Source organism: Streptomyces sp. NPDC001700, from assembly GCF_053596435.1.
Genome location: NZ_JBSFGE010000017.1, coordinates 89,055 through 111,882 on the forward strand (window position 1 = coordinate 89,055; position 22,828 = coordinate 111,882).

The 22,828-nt window shown below is 72.8% G+C and carries 17 protein-coding genes; 5 read left to right on the plus strand and 12 right to left on the minus strand.

All coding sequences use genetic code 11. The features are described 5' to 3' along the window. The first annotated feature begins 107 nt into the window (after positions 1-107). Entirely contained in the window at positions 108-1,475 is a 1,368-nt protein-coding gene (locus tag ACWC5C_RS28500) for an MFS transporter (RefSeq protein ID WP_450879893.1), read from the plus strand. A 19-nt stretch (positions 1,476-1,494) separates the two neighbouring features. Here ACWC5C_RS28500 and ACWC5C_RS28505 read toward each other — a convergent pair whose 3' ends face one another. The 8 genes from ACWC5C_RS28505 to ACWC5C_RS28540 all read right to left on the minus strand — a co-directional run bounded on the left by ACWC5C_RS28505 (position 1,495) and on the right by ACWC5C_RS28540 (position 13,427). Continuing rightward, a complete protein-coding gene (locus ACWC5C_RS28505; protein WP_450879895.1) occupies positions 1,495-2,220 on the minus strand; it encodes a 4'-phosphopantetheinyl transferase family protein in 726 nt (241 codons plus the stop codon). Between the two features lie 84 nt (positions 2,221-2,304). After that, positions 2,305-4,533: a prolyl oligopeptidase family serine peptidase gene (locus ACWC5C_RS28510; protein ID WP_450879897.1), complete on the minus strand. Its 2,229-nt coding sequence runs from the start codon at positions 4,531-4,533 to the stop codon at positions 2,305-2,307. A gap of 4 nt (positions 4,534-4,537) precedes the next feature. Beyond that, entirely contained in the window at positions 4,538-5,902 is a 1,365-nt protein-coding gene (locus ACWC5C_RS28515) for a M20/M25/M40 family metallo-hydrolase (protein ID WP_450880049.1), read from the minus strand. Positions 5,903-5,918: 16 nt separating this feature from the next. Beyond that, a complete protein-coding gene (locus ACWC5C_RS28520) occupies positions 5,919-6,752 on the minus strand; it encodes a M55 family metallopeptidase (RefSeq protein ID WP_450879899.1) in 834 nt (277 codons plus the stop codon). 6 nt (positions 6,753-6,758) lie between these two features. Then, the gene (locus tag ACWC5C_RS28525; protein ID WP_450879901.1) at positions 6,759-7,538 is read right to left on the minus strand and encodes a class I SAM-dependent methyltransferase; all 780 of its coding nucleotides are present in this window, start codon (positions 7,536-7,538) and stop codon (positions 6,759-6,761) included. Then, positions 7,535-9,964: a SpoIIE family protein phosphatase gene (locus ACWC5C_RS28530; protein WP_450879903.1), complete on the minus strand. Its 2,430-nt coding sequence runs from the start codon at positions 9,962-9,964 to the stop codon at positions 7,535-7,537. Before ACWC5C_RS28530 ends, ACWC5C_RS28525 begins: the two co-directional genes overlap by 4 nt. A gap of 240 nt (positions 9,965-10,204) precedes the next feature. After that, positions 10,205-12,766, minus strand: coding sequence for an MFS transporter (locus ACWC5C_RS28535; protein ID WP_450879905.1), 2,562 nt, complete (start codon positions 12,764-12,766; stop codon positions 10,205-10,207). Positions 12,767-12,971: 205 nt separating this feature from the next. Beyond that, positions 12,972-13,427, minus strand: a complete 456-nt coding sequence (locus ACWC5C_RS28540) for an SRPBCC family protein (RefSeq protein ID WP_385446950.1) — start codon at positions 13,425-13,427, stop codon at positions 12,972-12,974. A gap of 198 nt (positions 13,428-13,625) precedes the next feature. On the opposite strand from ACWC5C_RS28540, the gene ACWC5C_RS28545 reads away from it, so the two are divergent. Further along, a complete protein-coding gene (locus tag ACWC5C_RS28545; RefSeq protein WP_450879907.1) occupies positions 13,626-14,669 on the plus strand; it encodes an Rv2578c family radical SAM protein in 1,044 nt (347 codons plus the stop codon). On the opposite strand, the gene ACWC5C_RS28550 is transcribed toward ACWC5C_RS28545, so the two are convergent. Together ACWC5C_RS28550 and ACWC5C_RS28555 are read right to left on the minus strand one after the other, a co-directional pair. Further along, positions 14,633-15,013 (minus strand): MerR family transcriptional regulator, encoded by a 381-nt coding sequence (locus ACWC5C_RS28550; RefSeq protein ID WP_450879909.1) that lies wholly within the window; start codon positions 15,011-15,013, stop codon positions 14,633-14,635. The genes ACWC5C_RS28545 and ACWC5C_RS28550 overlap by 37 nt on opposite strands. 36 nt (positions 15,014-15,049) lie before the next feature. Further along, a complete protein-coding gene (locus tag ACWC5C_RS28555; protein WP_450879911.1) occupies positions 15,050-15,805 on the minus strand; it encodes an SDR family NAD(P)-dependent oxidoreductase in 756 nt (251 codons plus the stop codon). A gap of 84 nt (positions 15,806-15,889) precedes the next feature. Between ACWC5C_RS28555 and ACWC5C_RS28560 the strand changes: the two genes are divergently transcribed. Next, the gene (locus ACWC5C_RS28560; protein ID WP_450879913.1) at positions 15,890-16,396 is read left to right on the plus strand and encodes an N-acetyltransferase family protein; all 507 of its coding nucleotides are present in this window, start codon (positions 15,890-15,892) and stop codon (positions 16,394-16,396) included. Positions 16,397-16,487: 91 nt separating this feature from the next. On the opposite strand, the gene ACWC5C_RS28565 is transcribed toward ACWC5C_RS28560, so the two are convergent. Further along, positions 16,488-17,141: a HEAT repeat domain-containing protein gene (locus ACWC5C_RS28565; protein ID WP_450879915.1), complete on the minus strand. Its 654-nt coding sequence runs from the start codon at positions 17,139-17,141 to the stop codon at positions 16,488-16,490. A gap of 434 nt (positions 17,142-17,575) precedes the next feature. On the opposite strand from ACWC5C_RS28565, the gene ACWC5C_RS28570 reads away from it, so the two are divergent. Together ACWC5C_RS28570 and ACWC5C_RS28575 are read left to right on the plus strand one after the other, a co-directional pair. Then, positions 17,576-19,414 carry a 3-hydroxyacyl-CoA dehydrogenase family protein gene (locus ACWC5C_RS28570; RefSeq protein ID WP_450879917.1) on the plus strand — a complete coding sequence of 613 codons (1,839 nt, stop codon included), beginning with the start codon at positions 17,576-17,578 and terminating at the stop codon, positions 19,412-19,414. An 85-nt stretch (positions 19,415-19,499) separates the two neighbouring features. Next, positions 19,500-20,306: a TetR family transcriptional regulator gene (locus ACWC5C_RS28575; protein ID WP_450879919.1), complete on the plus strand. Its 807-nt coding sequence runs from the start codon at positions 19,500-19,502 to the stop codon at positions 20,304-20,306. A 541-nt stretch (positions 20,307-20,847) separates the two neighbouring features. Here the strand turns inward: ACWC5C_RS28575 and ACWC5C_RS28580 are convergent. Continuing rightward, positions 20,848-22,716, minus strand: coding sequence for a glycoside hydrolase family 97 catalytic domain-containing protein (locus ACWC5C_RS28580; RefSeq protein WP_450879921.1), 1,869 nt, complete (start codon positions 22,714-22,716; stop codon positions 20,848-20,850). Positions 22,717-22,828 lie beyond the last annotated feature (112 nt).

Below are 22,828 nucleotides of genomic sequence, written 5' to 3' on the forward strand. Positions count from 1 at the left end.
GGAATCGTTGCTTCACGGGCCATTGACCGAGTGCATGCAGAACCGTATGGTCCTGCGCACCACTCGTTGACTGTTCACAGGGATGAACATATCGCCAGGAGAGCACCATGGCACAGCAGGGACCCCCCGGCCAGGAAGCGGCGCCGCCCGCCCCGGAGCTGGTCGACCGGGCGGTGAGCAAGTTCTTGCGGCGCGTCATGCCGATGCTGGTGTTGATGCTGGTCGTCAATCAGATGGACCGCACCAACGTCGGCTTCGTCCAGGACGACCTCAGTGCCGACATCGGAGTCGGCGCCGCCGCCTACGGACTGGGCGCCGGGCTGTTCTTCATCAGCTACGCGATCTTCGAAGTGCCGAGCAACATGCTCATGGAGCGCTTCGGCGCCCGCGTCTGGCTGACCCGCATCATGATCAGCTGGGGCGCGGTGACGCTCGCCATGTGCTTCATGCACGGCGTCACCTCCTTCTACGTGCTGCGCTTCCTGCTCGGCATCGCGGAGGCGGGGTTCTTCCCGGGCGTCATGTACTACTTCACCACCTGGCTGCCCAACTCCTACCGGGGCCGGGCCAGCGCCATCTTCCTCGGCGGCTCCGCGACCGCCTACATCGTCACCGGCCCGATCAGCGGCGCGCTCCTCGAAATGCACGGGCTCGGCGGCTTCGCCGGGTGGCGCTGGATGTTCGCCATGGAGGGCGCCATCTCGATCGTGGTGGGCCTCATCGCCGCGTTCTTCCTGGTCTCCAAGATCGGCGACGCCCGCTGGCTCACCGCCGAGGAGCGGACCGCCCTGAGCGCGGCGGTCGAGCGCGACCGGGCGTCCCGCAGCCGCGAGCCCAAGGTGTCCCGGCTGCGGCTGGTGCTCCACCCGCAGGTCGCGCTGCTCACGCTCGTCTTCTTCGCCATGGCGCTGACCGGCTACGCCATCACCTTCTGGCTGCCGAGCCTGGTCGACGACATCGGCGGGCTTTCGCCCTTCCAGGTCGGGCTGCTCTCGGCCGTCCCGTGGATCTGCGCCGTGGTCACCATGTACACCATGAGCCGCTACACCGACCGCATGCCGGACCGGCGGCCCTACCTCGCGATCGTGCTGGTGCTGTCGGCCATCGGCACCTTCCTGGCCACGCTCGGCTCCCCGTGGTTCGGCCTCGCGGCCATCACGCTGGCCGCCGTCGGCAGCAAGTGCGGCGCCAACCTCTTCTGGCCGCTGGCCCAGTCCAGCCTCGACCTCAAGGTCACGGCCTCCGGGCTCGCCGTCATCAACTCCCTCGGCAACCTGGGCGGCTTCGTCGCCCCGACGCTCTTCGGCTACCTGGAGGAGAGCACGGGCAGCACCAACGGCGGGCTCTACGCGCTCTCCGCCGCCTCCCTGGTCGCCGTCGTCGGGGTCTACCTGCTGCGCCGCCCGGCGGCCGGGACCGGCGCCGGGGCCGACACCGAGGCCCCCGCCCCGGTGCCCGCACCGACCGCGACCTGACGCATCTCCCCGGCCGGGCTTACCCCTCCCGGCCGGGGTCGCGCAGCGCCATCGCGGCCGCGTAACCGGACTCCACCGGTACGTCGATCAGCGCCCACGGGCCCACCGGCACCGGCTCCCGGGCGGTGCCGACGTAATCCTTCGCCGGGTCCTGGGACAGCCCGGTGCCGATGCCCTTCAGATACGCCTCCTTGCGCGTCCAGCAGCGGCCGAAGGCGGCGGGCCGCTCCTGCTCCGGCAGCGCCTCCAGCTCGGCACGCTCCCTGGGGTGCAGGCTCTGGGCCACCTGGCTCACCACGGAGGCGGGCTGGAGCTTCTCCACATCGACCCCGACCGGAGTCCCGGCGAAGGCGAAGAGCACCAGGTCACCGGCGTGCGACATATTGAAGTGGAGCGGGGCGCCGACCACTGCGGGACGGCCGTGCGGACCGCCGCAGCCGGGGCAGTCCTCCCGGGTGAACGGCACGGCGGCCGGGTCCACGCCCAGATAGCCGCCGAGCAGCTGCCGCAGCCCGATATGGGCCGCCGCATACCGCTCCCGGTCCTCGGCGCGCAGGAACCGCCCCGCCCGCTCCCGCTCCTCGGCGTCGAGGATCTTGGCGGGTGCGGCGGCGTCGAGGGCGGCGGTGAAGGCCGAGACGCTGAGCAGCCAGGTCTCGGGCGCGCCGCCCTGCGGCCACCCACCGGCCAGGGCGGTGGGCAGCGGCTCATGGCCGACGAGGCGCGGGGCCCGTGCGGGTGTCAACTGGCTCCTCCAGTACGAATGATGGCGAAACAGCTCGCGTATCGGATCACAAAGCGCATCTCAGCGCAGCTCACGCTATCGCTGTCATGTGCGCAGCTCCAGCTCGGGCAGCCCGTCCGCTGGCAGGCCGAAGGCGTGGGCGTACAGGGACAGTTCGGCCTCCAGGGCGCGGACCATGGTGTCGGCGCGGCGGAAGCCGTGCCCCTCGCCCTCGAAGGCGATATACGCGTGCGGCACCCCGCGCCCGGCCATCGCCGCCAGGAACCGCTCGCACTGCGCGGGCGGGCAGATCGTGTCGTCCAGCCCCTGGAGCAGCAGGAACGGCGCGGTGATCCGGTCGGCCCGGTGCAGCGGCGAACGCTCCCGGTAGCGGTCCGGGACCTCGGCGACCGGGCCGATCAGCGACTCGGCGTACCGCGACTCGAAGTCATGGGTTTCGCCGGTGGCCCAGGCGGCGGGGTCGAGGATCGGATAGATGACCGTGCCGCACGCGTACAGCCCGGTGGCGGTGAGCGACACGGCCGCCGTCCAGCCGCCCGCGCTGCCCCCGCGGATCGCCAGCCGGGCCCGGTCGGCGACGCCCTCGTCGGCGAGCGCCCCGGCGACGGCGGCGCAGTCCTCCACGTCGGCCACGCCCCACTGCCCGTACAGCCGGTCGCGGTAGGCGCGGCCGTAGCCGGTGGACCCGGCGTAGTTGACCTCGGCGACGCCGATGCCGCGCGAGGTGAAGTACGCGATCTCCAGGTCGAGCACGAGCGGGGCACGGCCGGTGGGCCCGCCGTGCGCCCACACCACGTACGGCGGCAGCTCGCCGGGCGGCGCGGTGTGGCCGGGGTTGTGGGGCGGGTAGAGGTGGGCGTGGATCTCCCGGCCGTCCGCCCCGGTGAAGGTGCGGACCTGCGGCTCCGGGTAGTACGCGGGGTCGACGGGGTCGGTGTGGGCGTTGCCGATGACGCGGGCGTGGCCGGTACGGGTGTCCAGCTCCACGACCTCATGCCCACTGCGCGGGCTCGCGGCCACGCCGACGACCCGGGTGCCGTCCACGGCAAGGGTCGGCTCCCACTCGGTCCACGGCCCGGCGACATCGGCCAGCTCCCCGGTCGCGGGGTCGAGAATCCCGAGCCGCTGAGCCCCCCGCCCATGCAACACGGCGACCAGTCCCCCGCCGTCCAACGGCGCGAACCACCGATGCCCCAGCTTCCACAACGGCCCCCCGAACTCCTCCTGCTGGGAGCACAGTTCCCGGGCCCCAGCCTCCGCCCCAGGCCCGGCCGCGTCCTCGACCCCGGCAGCTGCATCCTGTCCAGCGCCTGTCGCTGGCGCGACACCTGCGACGGGCCCAGCGCCCGCACCGGGCACGGCACCCGCACCCGGCCCCACGGCCGAGCCAGGTCCGGCGGCCGGGCCCGACCTGGGCACGGCACCTCCCCCGCCCCCGGCTGCTGGCCCGGTGGGCGGGGCGGATCTCGCCGCCGCGGGGTCTCGCGGCGGCAGCCGGTGGAGGTTCCACCAGCCGGTCCGGTCGGTCGTGGCCAGGAGCGAGCCGTCAGGGGCCCACTCGATCTGGGCGACGGACTCCTCCGGCCCGCCCAGCACCGCGCGGGCACCCCGGAACGGACCGTCATCCGCCGCCTCGGCGACCATTGCCACCGTGCCGTCCCACGGCATTTCGGGGTGGTTCCAGGCGATCCACGCGACCCGGCGGCCGTCCGGGGCGAGGTGGGGGGCGGTGACGAAGTCGTGGCGGGCGTCGGTCAGTTCGCGCACTGCCGCGCGGTCCTCGGCGGCCGAGCCGTCCAGCGGTACGGCGGCGATGACGCGCCGTACGTCGGTCGGCCGGTCCCCCGTGAACTCCTCCAGGACGCACCACACTTCGCCCCGGTCCACATGGAGCCGCAGGTCCGCCCAGCGCAGGCCCTCGCCGACCGTGGACACCGGGGTCAGCGGGCGCGGCGGGGCGGGCGCGGGGGCTTCCGGTTCGTACGCGTACAACCGCTGGTCGGCGAAGTGCGCGAACACCACGAGCGGGCCGCCGGACGGGCGAGGGGCGGCGGCCCAGGGGGTGCCGCCGTAGCCCATGACCTTGCTGCGCGCGTTCCACGGCGGGGGCAGCACCGGCTCCTCGGTGCCGTCGGCCCGCCGCCGGATCAGGGCGCGGCGGCCGCCCTCGGCGGGGCGGGGCGCCGTCCACCACACCTCGCGCCCGACCGTGCCCACGTACTCGGGGTGGCCGTCGTGCGAGGCGGCGAGGGCGGCGTCGACCGGGGAGGGCCAGGTCCCGTACGGGGCCGTGGCCGTCACCTGCTGGACCACCCGCTCACGCCCTCTGCAGGAAGTGGTCGAGCACCCGGACGCCGAAGTGCAGGGCGTCGACCGGGACCCGCTCGTCCACCCCGTGGTAGAGCGCCTGGTAGTCGAAGCCCTCGGGCAGCCGCAGCGGCGAGAAGCCGTAGCCACGGATGCCGAGCCGGGAGAACTGCTTGGCGTCGGTGCCGCCCGACATGCAGTACGGCACGGCGTGACCGCCCGGGTCGAAGCGCTGGACGGCGGCGCACATCGCCTCGTACGTGGGCGCCTCGGGCCCGACCGGGGCCTGGAGCGGGACCTCGCGGTGGTGGAACTCCCAGTCCACGTCCGGGCCGGTGAGCTGGTCGAGGGTGTCCCGGAACTCGTCCTCGCCGCCGGGCAGCATCCGCCCGTCCACATAGGCGGAGGCGCTGCCGGGAATCACATTGATCTTGTAACCGGCCTCCAGGACCGTCGGGTTGGCGCTGTTGCGCACGGTCGGCTCGATGAGGGCGGCGGCCGGGCCCAGCTTGGCGAGCAGTTCGTCGACGTCGAAGCCGGGCGCGTCCACATCGGCCGGGATGTCCTGGAGGGCGGCGATCTCGGTGAGCGCCGCCTTGACGGTGGGCGTCAGCCGGACCGGCCAGCGGTGGTCGCCGATGCGGGCGACGGCGGCGGCCAGGCGGCTGACCGCGTTGGCCCGGTTGACCTTCGAGCCGTGACCGGCCCGGCCGCGCGCGGTGAGCCTCAGCCAGGCCGTGCCGCGCTCCCCCGCCGCGATGGGGTAGAGCCGCAGCCCGGGCCCGGCGTGAAAGGTGAACGCGCCGGATTCGCTGATGCCCTCGGTGCAGCCCTCGAACAGCTCGGGGTGCTGGTCGGCGAGGTAGCCGGAGCCCCAGGCGGCGCTGTCCTCCTCGTCGGCGGTGAAGGCCAGCACGATGTCCCGCCGGGGCCGCACCCCGGCCCGAGCCCAGGCCCGGACGACGGCGAGGACCATCGCGTCCATGTTCTTCATGTCGATGGCGCCCCGGCCCCACACCACCCCGTCGCGCACCTCCCCGGAGAAGGGGTGCACGGTCCAGTCGGCAGGCTCGGCGGGCACCACGTCGAGGTGGCCGTGGACGAGCAGCGCGGGCGCGGCGGGCTCGGTGCCCTCGATCCGGGCGACCACATTGGTGCGCCCGGGCGAACGCTCCAGCAGCGTGGGGTCGATGTCCACATCGCTGAGCATCTCCGCCACGTACTCGGCGGCGGGGCGCTCCGAACACTCCCCTCCGCCACGGTTGGTGGTGTCGATCGCGATCAGCTCGGAGGTGAACCGCACCACCTCCTCCAGCGCCAGCTCGTCGATCGCCTCCGGACGGGACGGACGGGATGGGCGGGACGGGTCAGCCATATTGCTGCGGGCCGTGTCAGCCATACTGCTCCTCCACCGCGGCCGATACGACGGTCGTGACCGCCTTGAAGCAGCGGATCCCCTCGTACATGGTCGGTGAGGTGTAGGCGACGCGCCGCTCACCGCTGCGCTCCACGCCCGGTACGACGCTCGCCGCCCCCACCAGATGCTCGGCGTCGAACTCCAGCTCGATGGTGAACGGCCCCCGGTGCGGGGGCTCGTGGCGCACCGCCAGCACGGCGGCCTCCCGCGCCGCCTCCCGGATGTCGGCGGCGGTACGGGCGGGGGTGCGGCACACCGCCGCGTACCGCGAGACGTAGTCCTTGACGGCGACGCACCGGGCCTCCGGCGCATAGCCCTTGGCGTCCCGACACGTCATGTCGTCACCCGTGATCAGCACCACCGGCACCCCGTACTCGGCGACCACCAGCGAGTTCAGCAGCCCCTCGCTCGCCCGGGCCCCGTTCGCCCAGACGCCGGTCACGGAGTTGGGGAGATAGGTGTGCGCGAGGACTCCCTCGGTGCCCGCGCCGGTGTGGTACCCGATGAACGCCACCCCGTCCACATCGCCGTGCTGCACCCCCTCGACCATGCTCAGCGTCTTATGCCGCCCGGTGACCAGCTCCGCCCTCGGGTCCAGCTCCTCCAGCAGCAGATTGCGCATGGACCAGTGCGCCTCGTTGATGAGCACCTCGTCCGCGCCGCCGTCGAAGAACCCCAGCACCGCCGCGTTCACATCGGAGGTGAACGGGCGCCGGAAACGCTCCCACTGCGGGGTGCCGGGCAGGCAGTCGCCCGGCCAGGTCACGCCGGTGGCGCCCTCCATGTCGGCGCTGATGAGGATCTTCATGGTTCGTTACGTTACGCGGTGTTCGGGAGCCGAACCACCCCTGTGGATAACCCTTCCGGGCCCCGGCGCACGGGCCACCACGAACCACCGGGCCGGTAGCTCCACCCGTGAACCGTCGGCCCATTGCTCCGTCTGGGCGAGCGCCGTGGGCCCCTCGGCCAGGATCCGCAGCCCCGCCGCCACCAGCAGCTCCGGGATCTCGGTGGTCCCCGCGTCGGCGGGCCGCAGGCCGTGGTCGAAGACGCGGCGGAGCTTGAGGGGCGGGCCGCCGGGGCTCTCGGCCAGGCGGGCCAGCGTCGTCTTGGACTCCTCCGTCAGCTCCGCGACGAAGCCCCGGCCCCGGTGGCCGACCAGGGTGGCCACCGCTTCGGCGACGAGGCGGCGGTCGGGTGCGTCGCTCTGGTGGATGACGGCGCGCATATAGACGTTGGCGTCGCCGATCCGCTCGTGCAGCTCCCCCACCGCCACGGCGTCGGTGAGGCTCAGCTGCCGGAACTCGGCGACGGCCCCGGCCGTATCGGCGCGGCGCGCGTGCTCGACCGCCGCGTGGGACAGGTCGACGCCCAGAGCGCGGCCGAAGCGGGTGGCCAGATAGCGGGTCTGGGTGCCGTTCCCGCAGCCCAGGTCGAGGATGGGGAGGGAGAGGTCGGCGTGCGGGGTCAGGCGGTCGACGTCCCGGGCGGCGCTCAGCGACGGGTCGGCGTCCCAGATGGCCTCCCCCGGCGCGTCCGAGGTGCCCCGCCAGTAGCTCTCCCACGCTTCCCGGTAACGCTCCGACACGCTCATCGCCGCTCCCCACGTACGCCGGTCCGTGGCAGGGCCTGCTCGAACCAGACGGTCTTGCCCTGCCGTGTCCGGCTCGTGCCCCACTCCCTGGCCAGCTCGCTCACTACCCGCAGCCCGCGCCCGTACTCATCCTCGGGACCGGCGCTCAGCAGCGCGGGCAGCTCGTGGTCGTCGTCCGAGACCTCGCACAGCAGCGCCTCGGTGCGTACCAGGCGCAGCACCACATGGTGGGTGTGGGCATGGCCCACCGCGTTGGTCACGGTCTCGCTGACGAGTAGTTCGGCGGTCTCCACGGCGTGCGGGAGGCCCCAGCGCAGCAGCCGCTCGCGGACCAGGCGGCGGGCCCGGCCCACCTCGCCCGGGTCGAGGGCCAGCCGCCACTGCGCGACGTCGTCGGAGGGGATGCCGTTCAGCCGGGCCATCAGGAGGGCCACATCGTCCTTGCGGCCGCCGCGCCCGTCCTGCTCCCGGGACGAGGCGGCGAGCGCGCGGATGATGGTGTCGCACGCGTCGTCCATCGACACCGCCGGATGGGCGGCGGACTCGCACAGCGCCGCGAGTCCGGCGCCGATGTCCTGGCCGCGCACCTCGACCAGGCCGTCCGTACACAGGATGAGCCGGTCGCCGGGCGCGACCCGCACCCGGGCCGTCTCGAACGGCACCCCGCCCACCCCGATCGGCGCGCCGGTCGGCAGGTCCAGCAGCTCGGCGCGGCCGTCCTGGGCGCGGACCAGCACGGGCGGGATATGGCCCGCGTTGGCGATCAGCAGCTCGGATCCGATCGGGTCGTAGACCGCGTACAGACAGGTGGCCAGATAGTGCTCGCCGAGCCGCTGCGCCAGGTCGTCCAGGTTGCGCAGCAGCTGCGCGGGCGGCAGGTCGAGGGCGGCCATGGTCTGCACGGCGGTGCGCAACTGGCCCATCATCGCGGCCGAGTTCAGCCCGTGCCCCATCACGTCGCCGACGACGAGGGCGGTGCGCGAACCGGACAGCTTGATGGCGTCGAACCAGTCGCCGCCGACCCGGCCGAGCCGGGTGCCGGGCAGATAGCGGGTGGCGGTGTCACAGCCCGCCATGCGCGGCGTCACCTGGGGCAGCATGCTGTCCTGCAGGGTCTCGGCCACGTTCTCCTGGTACGTGTACATCCGGGCGTTGTCGAGTACGAGCCCGGCGCGGGCGGCGAGTTCGGCCCCGGTCGTGCGGTCCATGCCGTCGAACTCCGCACGGCCCGCGCGCCGCAGCAGCACCATGAAACCCAGCACCACATCGCGCGCCTTGAGCGGCACGATGAGGATCGACCGGCCGTTGATCAACGGGCGCAGGTCCCGCTTCTCGAACTGCCCGGCGATCCGGTCGCCCAACTCGTCGCTGAGATACGGGATGAGCACGGGTTCGCCGGTGACCATGCACTGGAAGAACGGGGTGTGCTCGGGGAACGCGATGCTCTCCCCGACCGGCACCGTGTCGTCCCAGCGCCCCGGTTCGTCGTTGTGCTCGACCCAGACGCGGTGCCAGACGGTGGTGACGTCGGGCGGGCCGTCGGGGAAGCCCTCGCCCGCGAGGACCTGGGCGCGCAGGTGCGTACCGGCGAAGTCCGCGAAGCGGGGGACGGCGGCGCTGGTCACCTCGCGGATGGTGCGGGCCAGGTCGAGGGAGCTGCCGATGCGTCCGCTGACCTCGTTCAGGAACTCCAGGCGCTCGCGGACGGCGGCGTATTCGAGGTCTTCGGGATCGTCGGCGTATTCGCGGTGCTCGGGGTCGTCGGCGTCATCGAGCGCTGCGGGGCGGGGTGGCGGATCGGCCACGCGGCGCAGGGCCGCCCGGCGCACCTGGCGCTCGCGGTAGCGGGGCATGCCCCAGTCCGGGGTCACCGGGACCCGTGCGTGGTGGCTGATCTCCAGGACCGGGTAGCCGAGTTCGAGGATCTGGGCGACGATCCGGCCGCCGGTGGCCGGGCCCATGTTCGGCAGGATGTCCGGCAGCCGCCCGGCCAGCAGGTCGGCGCCGGGGAACTCGGTGTGCAGCGCGAAACCCGGCGCGACCCGCTCATCCGGGGCGCCTGTGGTGAGCCCCGTGGCGTCCGCCGCCAGCACGAGCAGCCGCTCGGGGCCCGGTCCGGCGAGCGGGTACGCCCACCACAGAACGTCGGCGTGGGCGGTGTCGGCTGAGAGGGTCATCCGGGCGCGGCCCGCTGTCGGGTAGGAGCGCGGGCCACCGAGAGCGCCGTCCGCCGCGTCGTCAAGGTCCTCGCCGCGCAGGGCCCCCGAGACCGGCATCAGATCGACGGCGGGGGCGCCGATGGCCTGCTCGCGGGTACGTCCGAAGAGCTTGCGGGCGCCGGAACTCCAGTGCGTGACCAGCCCGTCGGCGTCGACGACGGCCACCGCGAGCGGGATCCGGCCGGACACCTCCGTGCCATGCTCCATAGGCGGAAGACTCCTTCGCACGCAACGCCCGCACCACCGTCTTCAACGGTACGGCGGGGGCCGGTCACGGCGCGGGCCAATACCCGAATAGGTGTCATCTTGTGCGAGGTCGCGGACACCTGTGCGAAGCCCGCGCCCCGGACCCCGGCGGAAGGCGGGGTCCGGGGCGCGGGCGCCCGGTGGTGGTCGGTTTCCGTGGCCGACCGGTGGTGGTCGTCAGCCTTCAAGGCCGACCGGTCGTCAGTCCTCGTGGCCCAGGTGCAGATCGCGTTCCGTACGGCCGCCGCCCGCCACCTGGAGCACCGTCGCGACCGGGGGGTAGCCCGCCGCGATCACCGTGTACTCGCCCGCCGACAGGTCGATGAAGCGGAAGGCCCCGTCCGCGCCGGTCGTCGCGGTGTCGACCACGTTCCCGGCCGCGTCCAGCAGCGTGACCCGGGCGTCCTCGACGATACGGCCGCCACCGGCCCGGACGACGCCGCGCAGCACCGCGCCACCGGCCAGTTCGATGTCCTGGCGGGTCTCGCGGGCGGCCTGCACGGTGACCGGGAGGGCGGCGGGACGGAAGGCGGGCGCGCTGGCGGCCAGGGTGTACTCCCCGGCGACCAGTTCGGTCATCACGTAGCCCCCTTCCCGTCCGCTGCGCGTGGAGGCGACGACCTCGCCGCGTACGTCGGTGAGGGTGACCGTCGCGTCCCGTACGGGCGTGCCGTCCGCCGTGAGGACGGACCCGGCGAGGCGGCCCGCGCCGCCCAGGACGACGTCCAGCTCGACCGGGCGGTCGCCGACCGTGACGCTGACCGCCCTCGGCTGGTGGCCTCCGGCCGACGCGATCAGGACGTACGACCCGGTACCGGGCGTGCTCAGCGCGTACCGCCCGTCCTCGCCGGTGGCACCCCGGCCGATCTGGCGGCCGCTGACGTCGATGAGGGTGAGCGCGGCCCTCGGGACCGAGGTGCCGTCGTGGTGCTGGACGGTGCCGCAGACCGGGATGCCCGCGACGGGCGGCGGCGCGGGCGGACCGGCGTGCCGGGGCACCGAGCGCGCCGCCGGTACGACGGGATCCGGCTGGACGCCGGGGTCTGGCTGGACGGCGTAGTCGGTGTGGGACACCAGTGGTTTCTCCTTCAGCAGGAAGGCGAGCAGGAAGCCCAGAACGAGCACCGGCACGAGGTAGAGGAAGATCCGCGGTATGGCGTCCGCGTACGCCGTGATGTAGCCGTCGCGCAGGGCGCGCGGCATCGCGTGGACGATCTGCGGGGTGACGGAGTCGGGGTCGGGCACCTCCGGCCCTCCGGTGGCCCGGACGTCTCCCGTCGCGGCGCCCCCCTTGACCCCCTTGGGGAACTCCTCGGCGAGGCGGTCGGCGAGCCGGTGGGCGAAGAGCGTGCCGAAGATGGCCGCGCCGACACTGCCGCCGATCTGCCGGAAGTAGTTGTTGGCGCTGGTGGCCGAGCCGAGGTCGTCGGGCGATACGGAGTTCTGCACGGAGAGGATCAGCACCGGCAGGACGAGCCCGATGCCGAACCCGAGGACGCCCATCCAGAGGCTGTAGTCCTGGCGGGAGGTGTCCTCCTCCAGCCGGGAGAGCAGCCACATGCCGCCGACCGAGATGAGACCGCCGACGATGGGGAAGACCTTGTAGCGGCCGGTGGCGCTGATGAGCTGGCCGGAGATGATCGAGGACAGCACCATGCCGCCCATCATCGGCACCATCAGCAGCCCCGACTCGGTGGCCGAGACGCCGTCGACCATCTGTAAGAAGGTCGGCAGATAGCTGGCGGCGCCGAACAGCGCGACGCCGATCACCGCGCCGATGAGTCCGGAGACGCAGAAGACCGAATCGCGGAACATCCGCATCGGCATGAGCGGTTCGGGCACGACACACTCGACGACGACGAAGAGGATCGCGGAGCCCGCCGCGCCCAGGGCGAGCCCGAGGATGACGCGCGAGTGCCAGCTGTACTCCGTACCGCCCCAACTCGTCAGCAGCACCGCGCAGGTGGAGAACATGGTGAGGAACAGGGCGCCCAGGTAGTCGAAGCGCGGCCGCCGCAGCGGTTCGGGCACCTTGAGGACGGCCGCCACGACGGCGAGCGTGACCAGGCCGAACGGGACGTTGACGTAGAAGCACCAGCGCCATGAGGCGTGGTCGGTGAAGAAGCCCCCGATCAGCGGCCCGGCCACCGACGCGAGGCCGAACGCGGCCCCGATGAGCCCCATGTAGCGGCCGCGCTCCCGGGGCGGCACGATGTCCGCGATGATCGCCTGGACGCCGATCATCAGCCCGCCCGCGCCCACGCCCTGCACCGCGCGGAAGATGATCAGCTCGTCCATCGTGCGCGACCATCCGGCGAGCGCGGAGCCCGCCACGAAGACGACGATCGCGAAGATGAACACGCTCTTGCGGCCGACGAGATCGCCGAGCTTGCCGTAGACCGGCAGGACGATGGTGACGGCGAGGAGGTAGGAGGTGACGGTCCAGGACATCTTGTCCAGGCCGTGGAGTTCACCGACGACCTCGGGGAGGGCGGTGGCGACGATCGTCTGGTCGAGGGCGGCCAGCAGCAGGGCGAGCATCAGCCCGAGGAAGACCGTCCGCACCCGGGCCGGGCTCAGCCCCGCCCCGGCGGGCCCTTCGGACGCGGGGCCGCCCGGTGGCGGGCCGTCGTCGGTCCGCCGTCCCGCCGTTCCATCACTCTCGCCGGTTCCGTCGCCTTCGCCGGTTCCACCGGTGGCGCGGGCGGGTGCGCCTGCTGACCGTTGGCCCTTCGCGAAGGTGGTCTCGGTGATCCCGCCCACGTCTGTCTCCCCATCGTCACGCCTGCGCCGCCGCCCATTTCTCGCATTGCGCGACAACTAGGGGCAAGCGCGACGAATCGATAAAGAGACGGGTCCGGGTGGCTTTACCGCAAGTGAGAGCGTGTGCGCCTGGGGAGCGCACCGCGGAGAAAACCACCCGAACCGGTGACCGTGCCGCCAGGGCGGACGGGCGCTGTGGACGGAGCTACTGGGCGCCCCCGGCCGGGAGTTGCGCCGCCAGCTTCTCCAGCACGCCGTCGTAGATGCGGGCGAGGCCCTTGGGCGCGAAGGTGCGCTCGAAGAAGCCGCCGATGCCGCCCGCGCCGTTCCATACGGAGGTCACGACGACCCGGGCCTTGCCCTCCCCGGCCGGGGTGACGGTCCAGGTGGTGACCATGGAGGAGTTGCGGTCCTTCTCCACGAGCTGCCCGTCGGTCGGCTCGGAGACCTCCAGCAGGCAGTCGCGCACCCGCTTGCTGGTGGCCTGGAGCCGCCAGTGCACCAGAGTGCCTTCGCCGTCGCCGCCCTCACGGACCTCGTACTCGCTGAACTGCTCGGTGAGCAGCCGGGGGCGGACCTCGCGGTAGTCGGCGAGCGCGTCGAACACGTCCTCGGGCTTGCCCGTGACGATGCGCTCCGTGGTGGCCTCGACCTGGCCCATTGCTCTTTCCTCCGATGGTTGCGGTTGCGCTGCCCTCGCGTACGTGTGCGCTGCCTCGCGTACGTGCGCGCCGGCGCCCTTGCCCTGCGCTGGCAAGCCAACCACCTGGGGGTCACCCGCCCAAATTCGGGGTTGACGAAAACGAAGGGAACATGTGTTCTATTGTGGTAGTGAGCGAGACCACCGGAGGTGGGTGCCATGCGCTGGGACAACCTGACAGGCGACGGCGAGACGGCCACCCCGGCCCTCTTCGCCGCCGACGCGGTCGTCAGCCGCACGTTCGACACCCCTGAGTTCCGAGGTATCACCTTCCACGAGATCCGCGCGCGTTCGATCGTGAACCGGGTGCCCGGGGCGTCCCGGATGCCGTTCGAATGGACCGTGAACCCGTACCGGGGCTGCACCCATGCCTGCGTCTACTGCTTCGCGCGCAAGACGCACAGCTATCTCGACCTCGACACCGGGCGCGACTTCGACACCCAGGTCGTGGTCAAGGTCAACGCCCCGGAGCTGCTGCGGCGCGAGCTGGCCGCCCCGCGCTGGCGCGGCGAGCACATCGCCATGGGGACCAACGTGGACTGCTACCAAAGGGCGGAAGGCCGCTACGGGCTCATGCCCGGCATCCTCGGCGCGCTCATCGAGCGCGCCAATCCTTTCTCCATCCTCACCAAGGGCACGCTGATCCTGCGCGATCTGGAGCTGCTGCGACGGGCGGCGCGCGTGACCGACGTCGGCGTCTCGGTCTCCGTCGGCTTCACCGACCGTGAGCTATGGCGCACCGTCGAACCCGGCACGCCCTCCCCCGAGCGGCGCCTCGACGCCGTGCGGGCGCTGTCCGAGCACGGCGTCCCCTGCGGGGTGCTGATGGCCCCGGTGATCCCCTTCCTCAGCGACTCCCCCGAGCAACTGCGCGCGACCGTCCGCGCCATCGCCGAAGCGGGCGCGACGTCGGCGACCCCGCTCGTCCTGCATCTGCGCCCCGGCGCCCGCGAATGGTTCACGGCCTGGCTCACCCAGCACCATCCGCACCTGCTGAAGCGCTACGACGCCCTGTACGGGAGCGGCTCGTACGCCCCGAAGTGGTACCAGCGGCGGATCACCGGGATGGTGCACGACTTCGCCGCCGAGTACGGGATCGGACCGTACGAGGCGGGCGCGCACCGCGCCGTCCCCGAGCCGGGCCCCGGGCCGGGTCCCGGGGAAGGTTATCCACAGGGCCCGGCGCAGCTGTCGCTGCTGTGAGCGACTTCCCCCAGAGCCTGCGCGAGGCGGTCGCGGGCCTCGGTCTGGGCGGCGATCCGGGCGTCGAGTACGGCGAGCCGGGCGCGGGCGATGCCGAGCCCCTCGGCGCTGGGCGGCGCCGTGGCCATGTCGCCGTCCAGGCACGGCAGGAAGCAGCGGACGTCGTCCAGGGTGAGGCCCACCGCGAGCAGATGGCGGATGTTGCGGACGCGGACGGCGGCCAGCTCGTCGTACACCCGGTAGCCGTTGTGCGCCCGCGCGGAGGTGATCAGCCCCGCCTGCTCGTAGTGGCGCAGCGCGCGCGGCGTCGTGCCGGTCGCCGCCGCCAGTTCCCCGATCCGCACCGGTCCCCACCTCCGGTGCCGTTCTATCAGCTCCGTTCAGCCGACGATGGCCCCGCCGTCCACGGGCAGGACCGCCCCGGTGATGAACGAGGCGCCGGGCGAGGCGAGTCGGCTGATCGCCCACGCCACCTCCTCGGGACGTCCGATCCGCCCCAGCGGGGTGTGGGCGAGCTGCCAGGCGCGCACCTCGGCCCGCCGCTCGGGCGACAGCCCCGAGTGGTCCGAGATCGGCGTCTCGATCGCCCCGGGCGCCACGGCCACCACCCGCACGCCGCGCGGCGCCAGTTCCACCGCCCAGCCGCGGGTCAGCGTCTCCAGCGCGGCCTTTGTCGCGGCGTAGACCGCGTTGCCCGGCCAGCCGCGCTGGCCGACGGCGCTCGACACGTTCACGATCACGCCGCCGCTCGCCTCCAGGGCGGCGAGGGCGGCCCGCGCGAGCAGGATGGGAGCGACGAGGTTGGTTTCGAGGTGGCTGGTGGTCAGTTCGCGGGTGCTGCCCTCCAGGGGCGCGGAGCGGACGATCCCGGCGTTGTTCACGAGGACGTCCAGCCGCCCGTACGTCTCGACGGCGTGCCGGACGACGTCCTCGGCGGCTGCGGGTGCGGTGATGTCCGCGGCGAACGGATGGACGCGGTCATGGCCGCGGGCCGTCTCCGCCAGTGGCTCCGCCCGCCGCCCGACGGCCACCACGCGCGCCCCCTCCCCGGCGAGCGCGCGGGCGGTGGCGCGGCCGATGCCGGTACCGGCTCCGGTGACGAGGGCGACGGGATACGGATTCGAGTGATCTTCCATGGCGAAGATCGTGTGTCCCTGCCGCCAGTGACAAGGTCAAGCCACCTACGGTGGACACATATGGACGGGGTGTGGGTAAGGGAGATGGCCGAGTCCGACATCGACGCGGTGGCGACGGTGCGGGTGCGGGGGTGGCAGAAGGCCTACAGGGGGCTGATGCCGCAGACGTATCTGGACGGCCTGAGCGTCGAGGAGGACGCCGAGCGGCGTAGGGAGTTCTTCTCCCGGGGGCTCGGCGACGTGGTCAACCTGGTGGCGGAGGACGACACCGGCGAGGTGGTCGGCTGGTCCTGCTTCGGCCCGTACCGGGACCGCGATGTGCCGCCCGGGGACGCCGAGTTGTACGCCCTCTACGTCCACCCCTCGCGGCTCGGCACGGGCGTCGGCCGCGCCCTCCTCGACGAGACCCGCCGCCGGGTCGCCGAGCGCGGCTTCCCGCATCTGCGGCTGTGGGTGCTGGAGGAGAACCGGCGCGCCCGCCGCTTCTACGAGCGGGCGGGCTTCGGGGCGGATGGGGGCGCGGAGACGTACAAGGTGGACGGGGCGGCGGTGCCGGAGCTGCGCTACGCCCTGCGCCTGCCGGGGAGTTGATCCCCCACCCCACCCCGCCCCTCCCCGAACCGGGGCCCGGCCCCGGCCCCCGGGGAGGGGCGGGGTGGGGGAAGGGGCGCGTGGGGCTGCGTCATCGCACGCTCGCGCGGCCCTGGCGGGGTGGGGGTGGGGTGGGGTCCAGGGAGCCGCCGCCGCTGATGCGGGCCAGGGCGGCGGCGGCCGCAGCGCTGAGCCGTATGTGCTCGGCCGCCGCCTTCAGCGCGGGGATGGCGCGTTCGTCGCCGATCGCGCCCAGCCCCTCGACGCACGCGCGGGCGATGACCCAGTGCCGGTCCCGGGCGCCCAACTGGCGTTCCAGGGCCGCGACCAGGGCCGGTACGGACTCGGGGGCGCGGAGTTCGACGAGGAGCCGGATGGGGTGCAGCGAGTACGCGGTGCGCAGCGGATTCGTGGCGAGGGCGGCCGCGGCACGGGCGGTGCGCGGATCGTCGAGCCGGGCCAGCACCCGGGCGGCGGTCGCGCAGCGCGCGGGTTCGCGGTAGTTGAGGAGCAGGACGAGCGTTTCGAAGGCCCGCCGGTCGCCCGCGCTGCCGAGCACGAACGCGGCGGTCTCGCGCGCCCACAGCGGCTGCTCCGGCGCGACCAGGATGCGGGCGAGCTGTTCGCGTGCGGCGGGGGTGCCCTGCCGTACGAGTGCGAGGAGCGAGGCGTGTGCCGCGGTCTCCTGTTGCGATGTGAGCGAGGCCCGTACCCGCTCCGTCAGCGTGCGGAATTCGTCGTCCATGTGTCGAGGTCTCCCCTCCCCGGTGATCCGCGCCATCGCGCAGGACTCACAGTCGGCTCTGGCGTCTTGGTTACCCGCGAGTTAATATGGCGACACGAGCAGCACCCCTGCTCGGGCGGCCTGGTGACGCAGCCGCCTTGCGTGACGTCGGTTCGGCACATTCAGCAGCAGTACGGCACGGCCCCGGGACAGGGCCCGCCGTGTGTCTCCCACGGGCAGTTTCCTCCGTGCGGCGCTGTCCGCCAGGGAGCGTGCAAGCCCTTCCGTCGGAGTTTTCGAGCGTGCCGGAGGAGTTCCCGCAGCAGGCGCCGGACGCGCGTCCGGATTGCCCGTATCGCGGCGTCCGTCCTCCGTTCCTCATCGAACAGCTCCTCTCAGCCAGTCCCAGTCGTCACTTCATCCCCGTTTCCGGGGAACACCCTCTGGAGTCCGCGATGGACCGTCTCCCACAGACCGGCGTCAGCCCCACGTCCTCCTCCTCTGATCTCTCCCCCTCTCGGGCCCCGCTCACTACTGTCGCGGTCGTCGGGCTCGGCACGATGGGCACCGGCATCGCCGAAATCCTGGCCCGTGCGGGGCGTCGGGTGATCGGCATCGACATCAGCGAGAGCGCCTGCCGCCGGGCCGTCACCGCGCTGGAGGTGGCCACGGCCCGCGCGGTGGGCCGTGACCGGATGACCGAGCGCGAGCGGACGGCCGCACTCGACCGCTTCCACGTCACGACCGACGTGTCCGGCGCGGCGGACGCGGATCTGGTGGTCGAGGTGGTGCCCGAGGACTACGGCATCAAGCGTGACGTCTTCGCCGCGCTGGACGCCGTCGTCCGCCCGGACACCATCCTGGCGACCGGCACCAACGCCCTCTCCGTGACCCGGCTGGCGGCCGAATCCGCCCGTCCCGAGCGCGTGTTGGGGCTGCACTTCTTCAACCCGGCGCCCGCCATGAAGCTGGTGGAGATCGTCTCCAGCGTGCTGACCGCGCCCGCCGCCATCGAGGCGGTCACCACGCTCGCCCGCGACCTGGGCAAGGAGCCGGTCGCGCTCGGCGACCGGCCGGGCTTCATCGCCGACGGGCTGCTGTTCGGCTACCTCAACCAGGCCGCCGCGATGTACGAGTCGCGGTACGCGGCGCGCGAGGACATCGACGCCGCGATGCGGCTCGGCTGCGGGCTGCCGATGGGGCCGCTGGCCCTGCTGGACCTGATCGGGATCGATACGGCCCGTACCGTCCTGGAGGCGATGTACGCGGCCTCCGGCGACCGGCTGCACGCCCCCGCGCCGATCCTGGGCCAGCTCGCCGAGGCCGGGCTCACCGGCCGTAAAGCGGGCCGAGGCTTCTATACGTACGAGGCGCCCGGCAGCGGCACCGCCGTCCCGGACGGCGCGGCCCTGCGGGCGCCGTCGCCGGAATCGGGCCGTCCGGTGCGGGTGGTCGGCGTCGCGGGCTCGGGCACGATGGCGAGCGGCATCGCCGAGGTGTTCGCCAAGGCGGGCCACGAGGTGGTGCTGGCGGCCCGTACCGGGGAGAAGGCGGCGGCCGCGAAGGCCCGGGTCGCGAAGTCGCTGGCGCGGTCGGTGGCCAAGGGCCGGATGACGGAGGCGGTGCGGGACCGGGCGCTCGCCCGGATCACCCCGGCCGACTCCCTCGACGCCTTCGCGGACGCGGACCTCGTGGTGGAGGCGGTGGCCGAGGATCTGGCCGTCAAGCAGGAGCTGTTCGGCGTGCTGGACAAGGTCTGCAAGCCGGGCGCGGTGCTCGCCACCACCACCTCCTCGCTGCCGGTCATCGCCTGCGCCCGCGCCACGTCGCGCCCGCAGGACGTGATCGGCCTGCACTTCTTCAACCCGGCCCCCGCGATGAAGCTCGTCGAGGTCGTGTGCACCGTGCTGACCTCGGACGATGTGCGGGCCACCGCGCACACCGTGTGCCGGGAGGTCGGCAAGCACCCGGTGGACTGCGGCGACCGGGCCGGGTTCATCGTCAACGCCCTGCTGTTCCCGTATCTGAACAACGCGGTGAAGATGGTCCAGGAGCACTACGCGTCGCCCGATGACATCGACGCCGCGATGAAGCTCGGCGGCGGCTATCCGATGGGCCCCTTCGAGCTGCTGGACGTGGTCGGTCTCGACGTCTCGCTGGCCATCGAGAAGGTCCTCCACCGCGCGTTCCGCGACCCGGGCCTGGCGCCCGCGCCGCTGCTGGAACACCTCGTCGCGGCGGGCTGCCTGGGCCGCAAGACGGGGCGCGGCTTCCGCGAGTATGCGAAAGCCTGAGAATCCGCTGGGCTGGGGTGGACTGCTGGAACCGTCCTTCGGTCCGCCCCCGCACCAGCACTCACAAGCGTGTTACGTTCCCCACATGTCCCAGCCCGTAAAGGCCGCTCGTACGCAGCGTAACCGCTCGAATTCCTCCAACGGCGGCGAGAGCGCAGGCAGCCGCCGCGCCGCCGCCCAGCGCCTCACCATGCGCCGCAAACTCGCGGCGGCCGCCATGGAGTTGTTCGCGACGCAGGGGTACGAGGCGACGACGGTCGACGAGATCGCGGCCAGAGCGGGCGTGGCCCGACGCACGTTTTTCCGCCATTTCCGGTCCAAGGAAGAAGCCATCTTCCCGGACCACGACGACACACTGGTGCGCGCCGCCGCGGTGCTGGACGCGGCACCGCCCCATGAGAACCCGCTGGACACGGTGTGCCGGGGCATCAAGGAGGTCATGCGCATGTACGCGGCCTCCCCGGCGGTCTCCGTCGAGCGCTACCGGCTGACCCGCGAGGTCCCCGCGCTGCGCGAGCGCGAGATCGCCTCGGTGGCCCGCTACGAGCGGCTGTTCACCCGCTACCTCCTGGGCCACTTCGACGAGGGCGCCCACCACGACGGCGACGACGACCCCCTGCTGGCCGAGGTCGCCGCCTCCGCGGTGGTCACGGCCCACAACCACGTGCTGCGCCGCTGGCTGCGGGCGCGGGGTGAGGGCGACGTCGAGGCGCAGCTGGACCACGCGTTCGCCATCGTGCGCGAAACGTTCGGCACCGGCATCGGCGCGGGCCGCCCCGCGGTGAACGTGTCCACGCCGACCGAGGAGGAGGACGTGATGGTCATGGTGGCCCGCACGGATGCCCCGCTGGGCGAGGTCATGCGGACGATCGAACGAGCCCTGAAGCGGTAGCTCCGGCGCAGCGGCGTCCCCCCCGCCCCGCCCCTTCCCGAACCGGGCCTCCGCCCCGGCCCCCGGTCCTCAATCGCCGGACGGGCTGGATTTCCAGCGCCCCGTCCGGCGCTCAAGCACACCCACTCGGAGAACCCCCCGATCCCGGGCCCAGGGCAGCCGAGGTCCGGGAGCACAGCCCCTGGCGGGGGCCGGGGGCGGCAGCCCCCGGTTACGGGAAGGGGCGGGGTGGGGAACAAACCCCGCCACCGGGCCAGGCAAGGCACACCACACCACCGCCAAGGCGACCCCCAGCCCCGGGCGGGCCCTGGCGGGGGCCGGGGGCGCAGCCCCTGACGGGCCCCGGGAGCGCAGCCCCTGGCGGGGGGCCGGGGGCGCAGCCCCCGGTTACGGGAAGGGGCGGGGTGGGGAACAAACCCCGCCACCGGGCCGAGCGAGGCACACCACACCACCGCCAAGGCGACCCCCAGCCCCGGACGGGCCCTGGCGGGGGGCCGGGGGCGCAGCCCCCGGTTACGGGGAGGGGCGGGGTGGGGGATGGTTAGTTCGCTGGGGTGAAGCGGGCCGCGTAGCCGCCGTTCTTCGGGACGGGTACCGAGAGGCGGGTGGAGGATGTGACCTCGCGGGTTTCCGTGGTGATCTTGCCGTCCTCGCCGTCGCGGAACAGCTCGGCGCGCCACTTGCCGGGGCCCAGGAAGCGCAGGGGCTCGGACAGGGTGCGGGCGTCGCCCGAGGTGATGGCGCCCAGGTACCAGTCGTCGCCGGAGCGGCGGGCGAGGACCGCTCGGTCGCCGGGGGCGCCGTCGACGAGCTGGGTGTCGTCCCACACCGTGGGCACCTGGCGCAGGAACGAGAGGGCGGCCGGGTGGGCGTCGTACGACTCGACGCTGTCGGCGAAGTGCTGCACCCCGGACTCGTACACCACGGACAGCGCCAGCTCGGCGGCGTCACTCGTAGGCCGCACGCCGGTGAAGGTCACGGGGGTGAAGTCCATGGAGCCGATGAGGTTCCGGGTGAACGGCAGCGTCGTGTAGTGGGCCGCCGGGAACGGCTCGCGGCCGGGCTTGGGGCGGGTGCCCTCGGCGCCCTTGACCGCCTCGACGCTCATCATCTGCGGCCACGTCCGCTCCTGGCCACGCGGAATCGTCGCGCCGTGGAAGTTCAGCATCAGCCGGTGCTTGGCGCTGTCCTTGAAGACGGCGTCGTACCACCGCATCCGGTCCTGGCCGTCCGACTCCAGGAAGTCGACCTTGAGCCCGACGATGCCCCAGGTCTTGTACTGGGCGAACAGCCGGTCCCGCTCGCTCTGCTGGTCGATGGTCTGCCACCGCACCCAGGCCCAGATGCCGACGCCCTTCTCCTTGGCGTACGCGGTGAGTTGGGGCATCCAGTCGTTGCTCCAGCCGGAGTCGACCAGGACGTACTCCCAGCCCTCCCGGGCGGCGAAGTCGACGAACTTCTTCTGCGCCGCGAGGCTGGTCGGGCTGGAGCCGTCCGACCACCACGACCAGGCCGCCTTGCCCGGCTTGATCCATGAGGTGTCGGCGACCTTCGACGGCTCGGCGAGGTCGGTCGGCAGGTCGCTTTCGGTGACGGTGGCGAGGTCGCCGATGACCATCGTGCGCCACGGCGTGGTGAGGCCCGGGCCGCTGACCTCGGCGGGGTCGGGGAGGGTGAGGTGGAAGCGGTCGGTGGCGGCGTCGAGGGTGAGCCGGGAGCCGCCGTACGAGCTGTTCAGGTCGGCTTCCTCGACGAGCATCCAGCTCTTGCCGACGCGGAAGAGCGACGGATAGCCGTAGTCGCCCGCCTTGGCGTCGGCGACGCTGCCGCGAGCGTGGGCGGACTCGTAGTCCGAGCGCCCGTTGTCGTACGGCAGCAGATAGGAGTCGGCGGTCGGCGGCACGGCGAACTCCGTGGTCTCGCCGAGCACGGTGACCGTGCCCTTGCCGGGCAGCGCGTAGCGGTACGCCACCCCGTCCGCCGAGACGCGGACGATCACCTTCAGCGTCCGTCCGTCCTTGCGGAAGGTGAAGGTCGACTCGGAGGCATCGGAGGTGTGGTGGGTCCGGCGACCGGTGGTGGTCGTGTAGGTCTCGTGGATGGCGCGGTCGCTGCGCCCCTCGAACCGCAAGCCCTTTCCGAAGTCGGTGTCGGCGGTGCGGATCCCGAGCGCGGAGGGGCGCAGCACGGTGGTGGAGCCGTGCCGGGCGGTGAGGGTGAGGCCGCCGTCGCGGGTGAGGCTGAGCTGCCCGCTGACCCGCCCCTCCCCGGTCAGCCGCCAGCTGCGGGCGTCCGAGCCGTTCGAGCCGCCCGCCTGACCTGCGGCTTCGGCCTGGAGTGGTACGAGGACGGCCGCCGTGCAGGCGATGCCCGCCGCGGCTCTGGTGACCCTGGACCGAATGACGCGCATCGTTCCCTCCCACGGAACATGTGGCGATATAACGGCGCGACAGTCCGACACAGCAAGCCCATACATCAGATCTATTCGGCGCCTTGACGCATCTTTAGTCCCTTCCTACGCT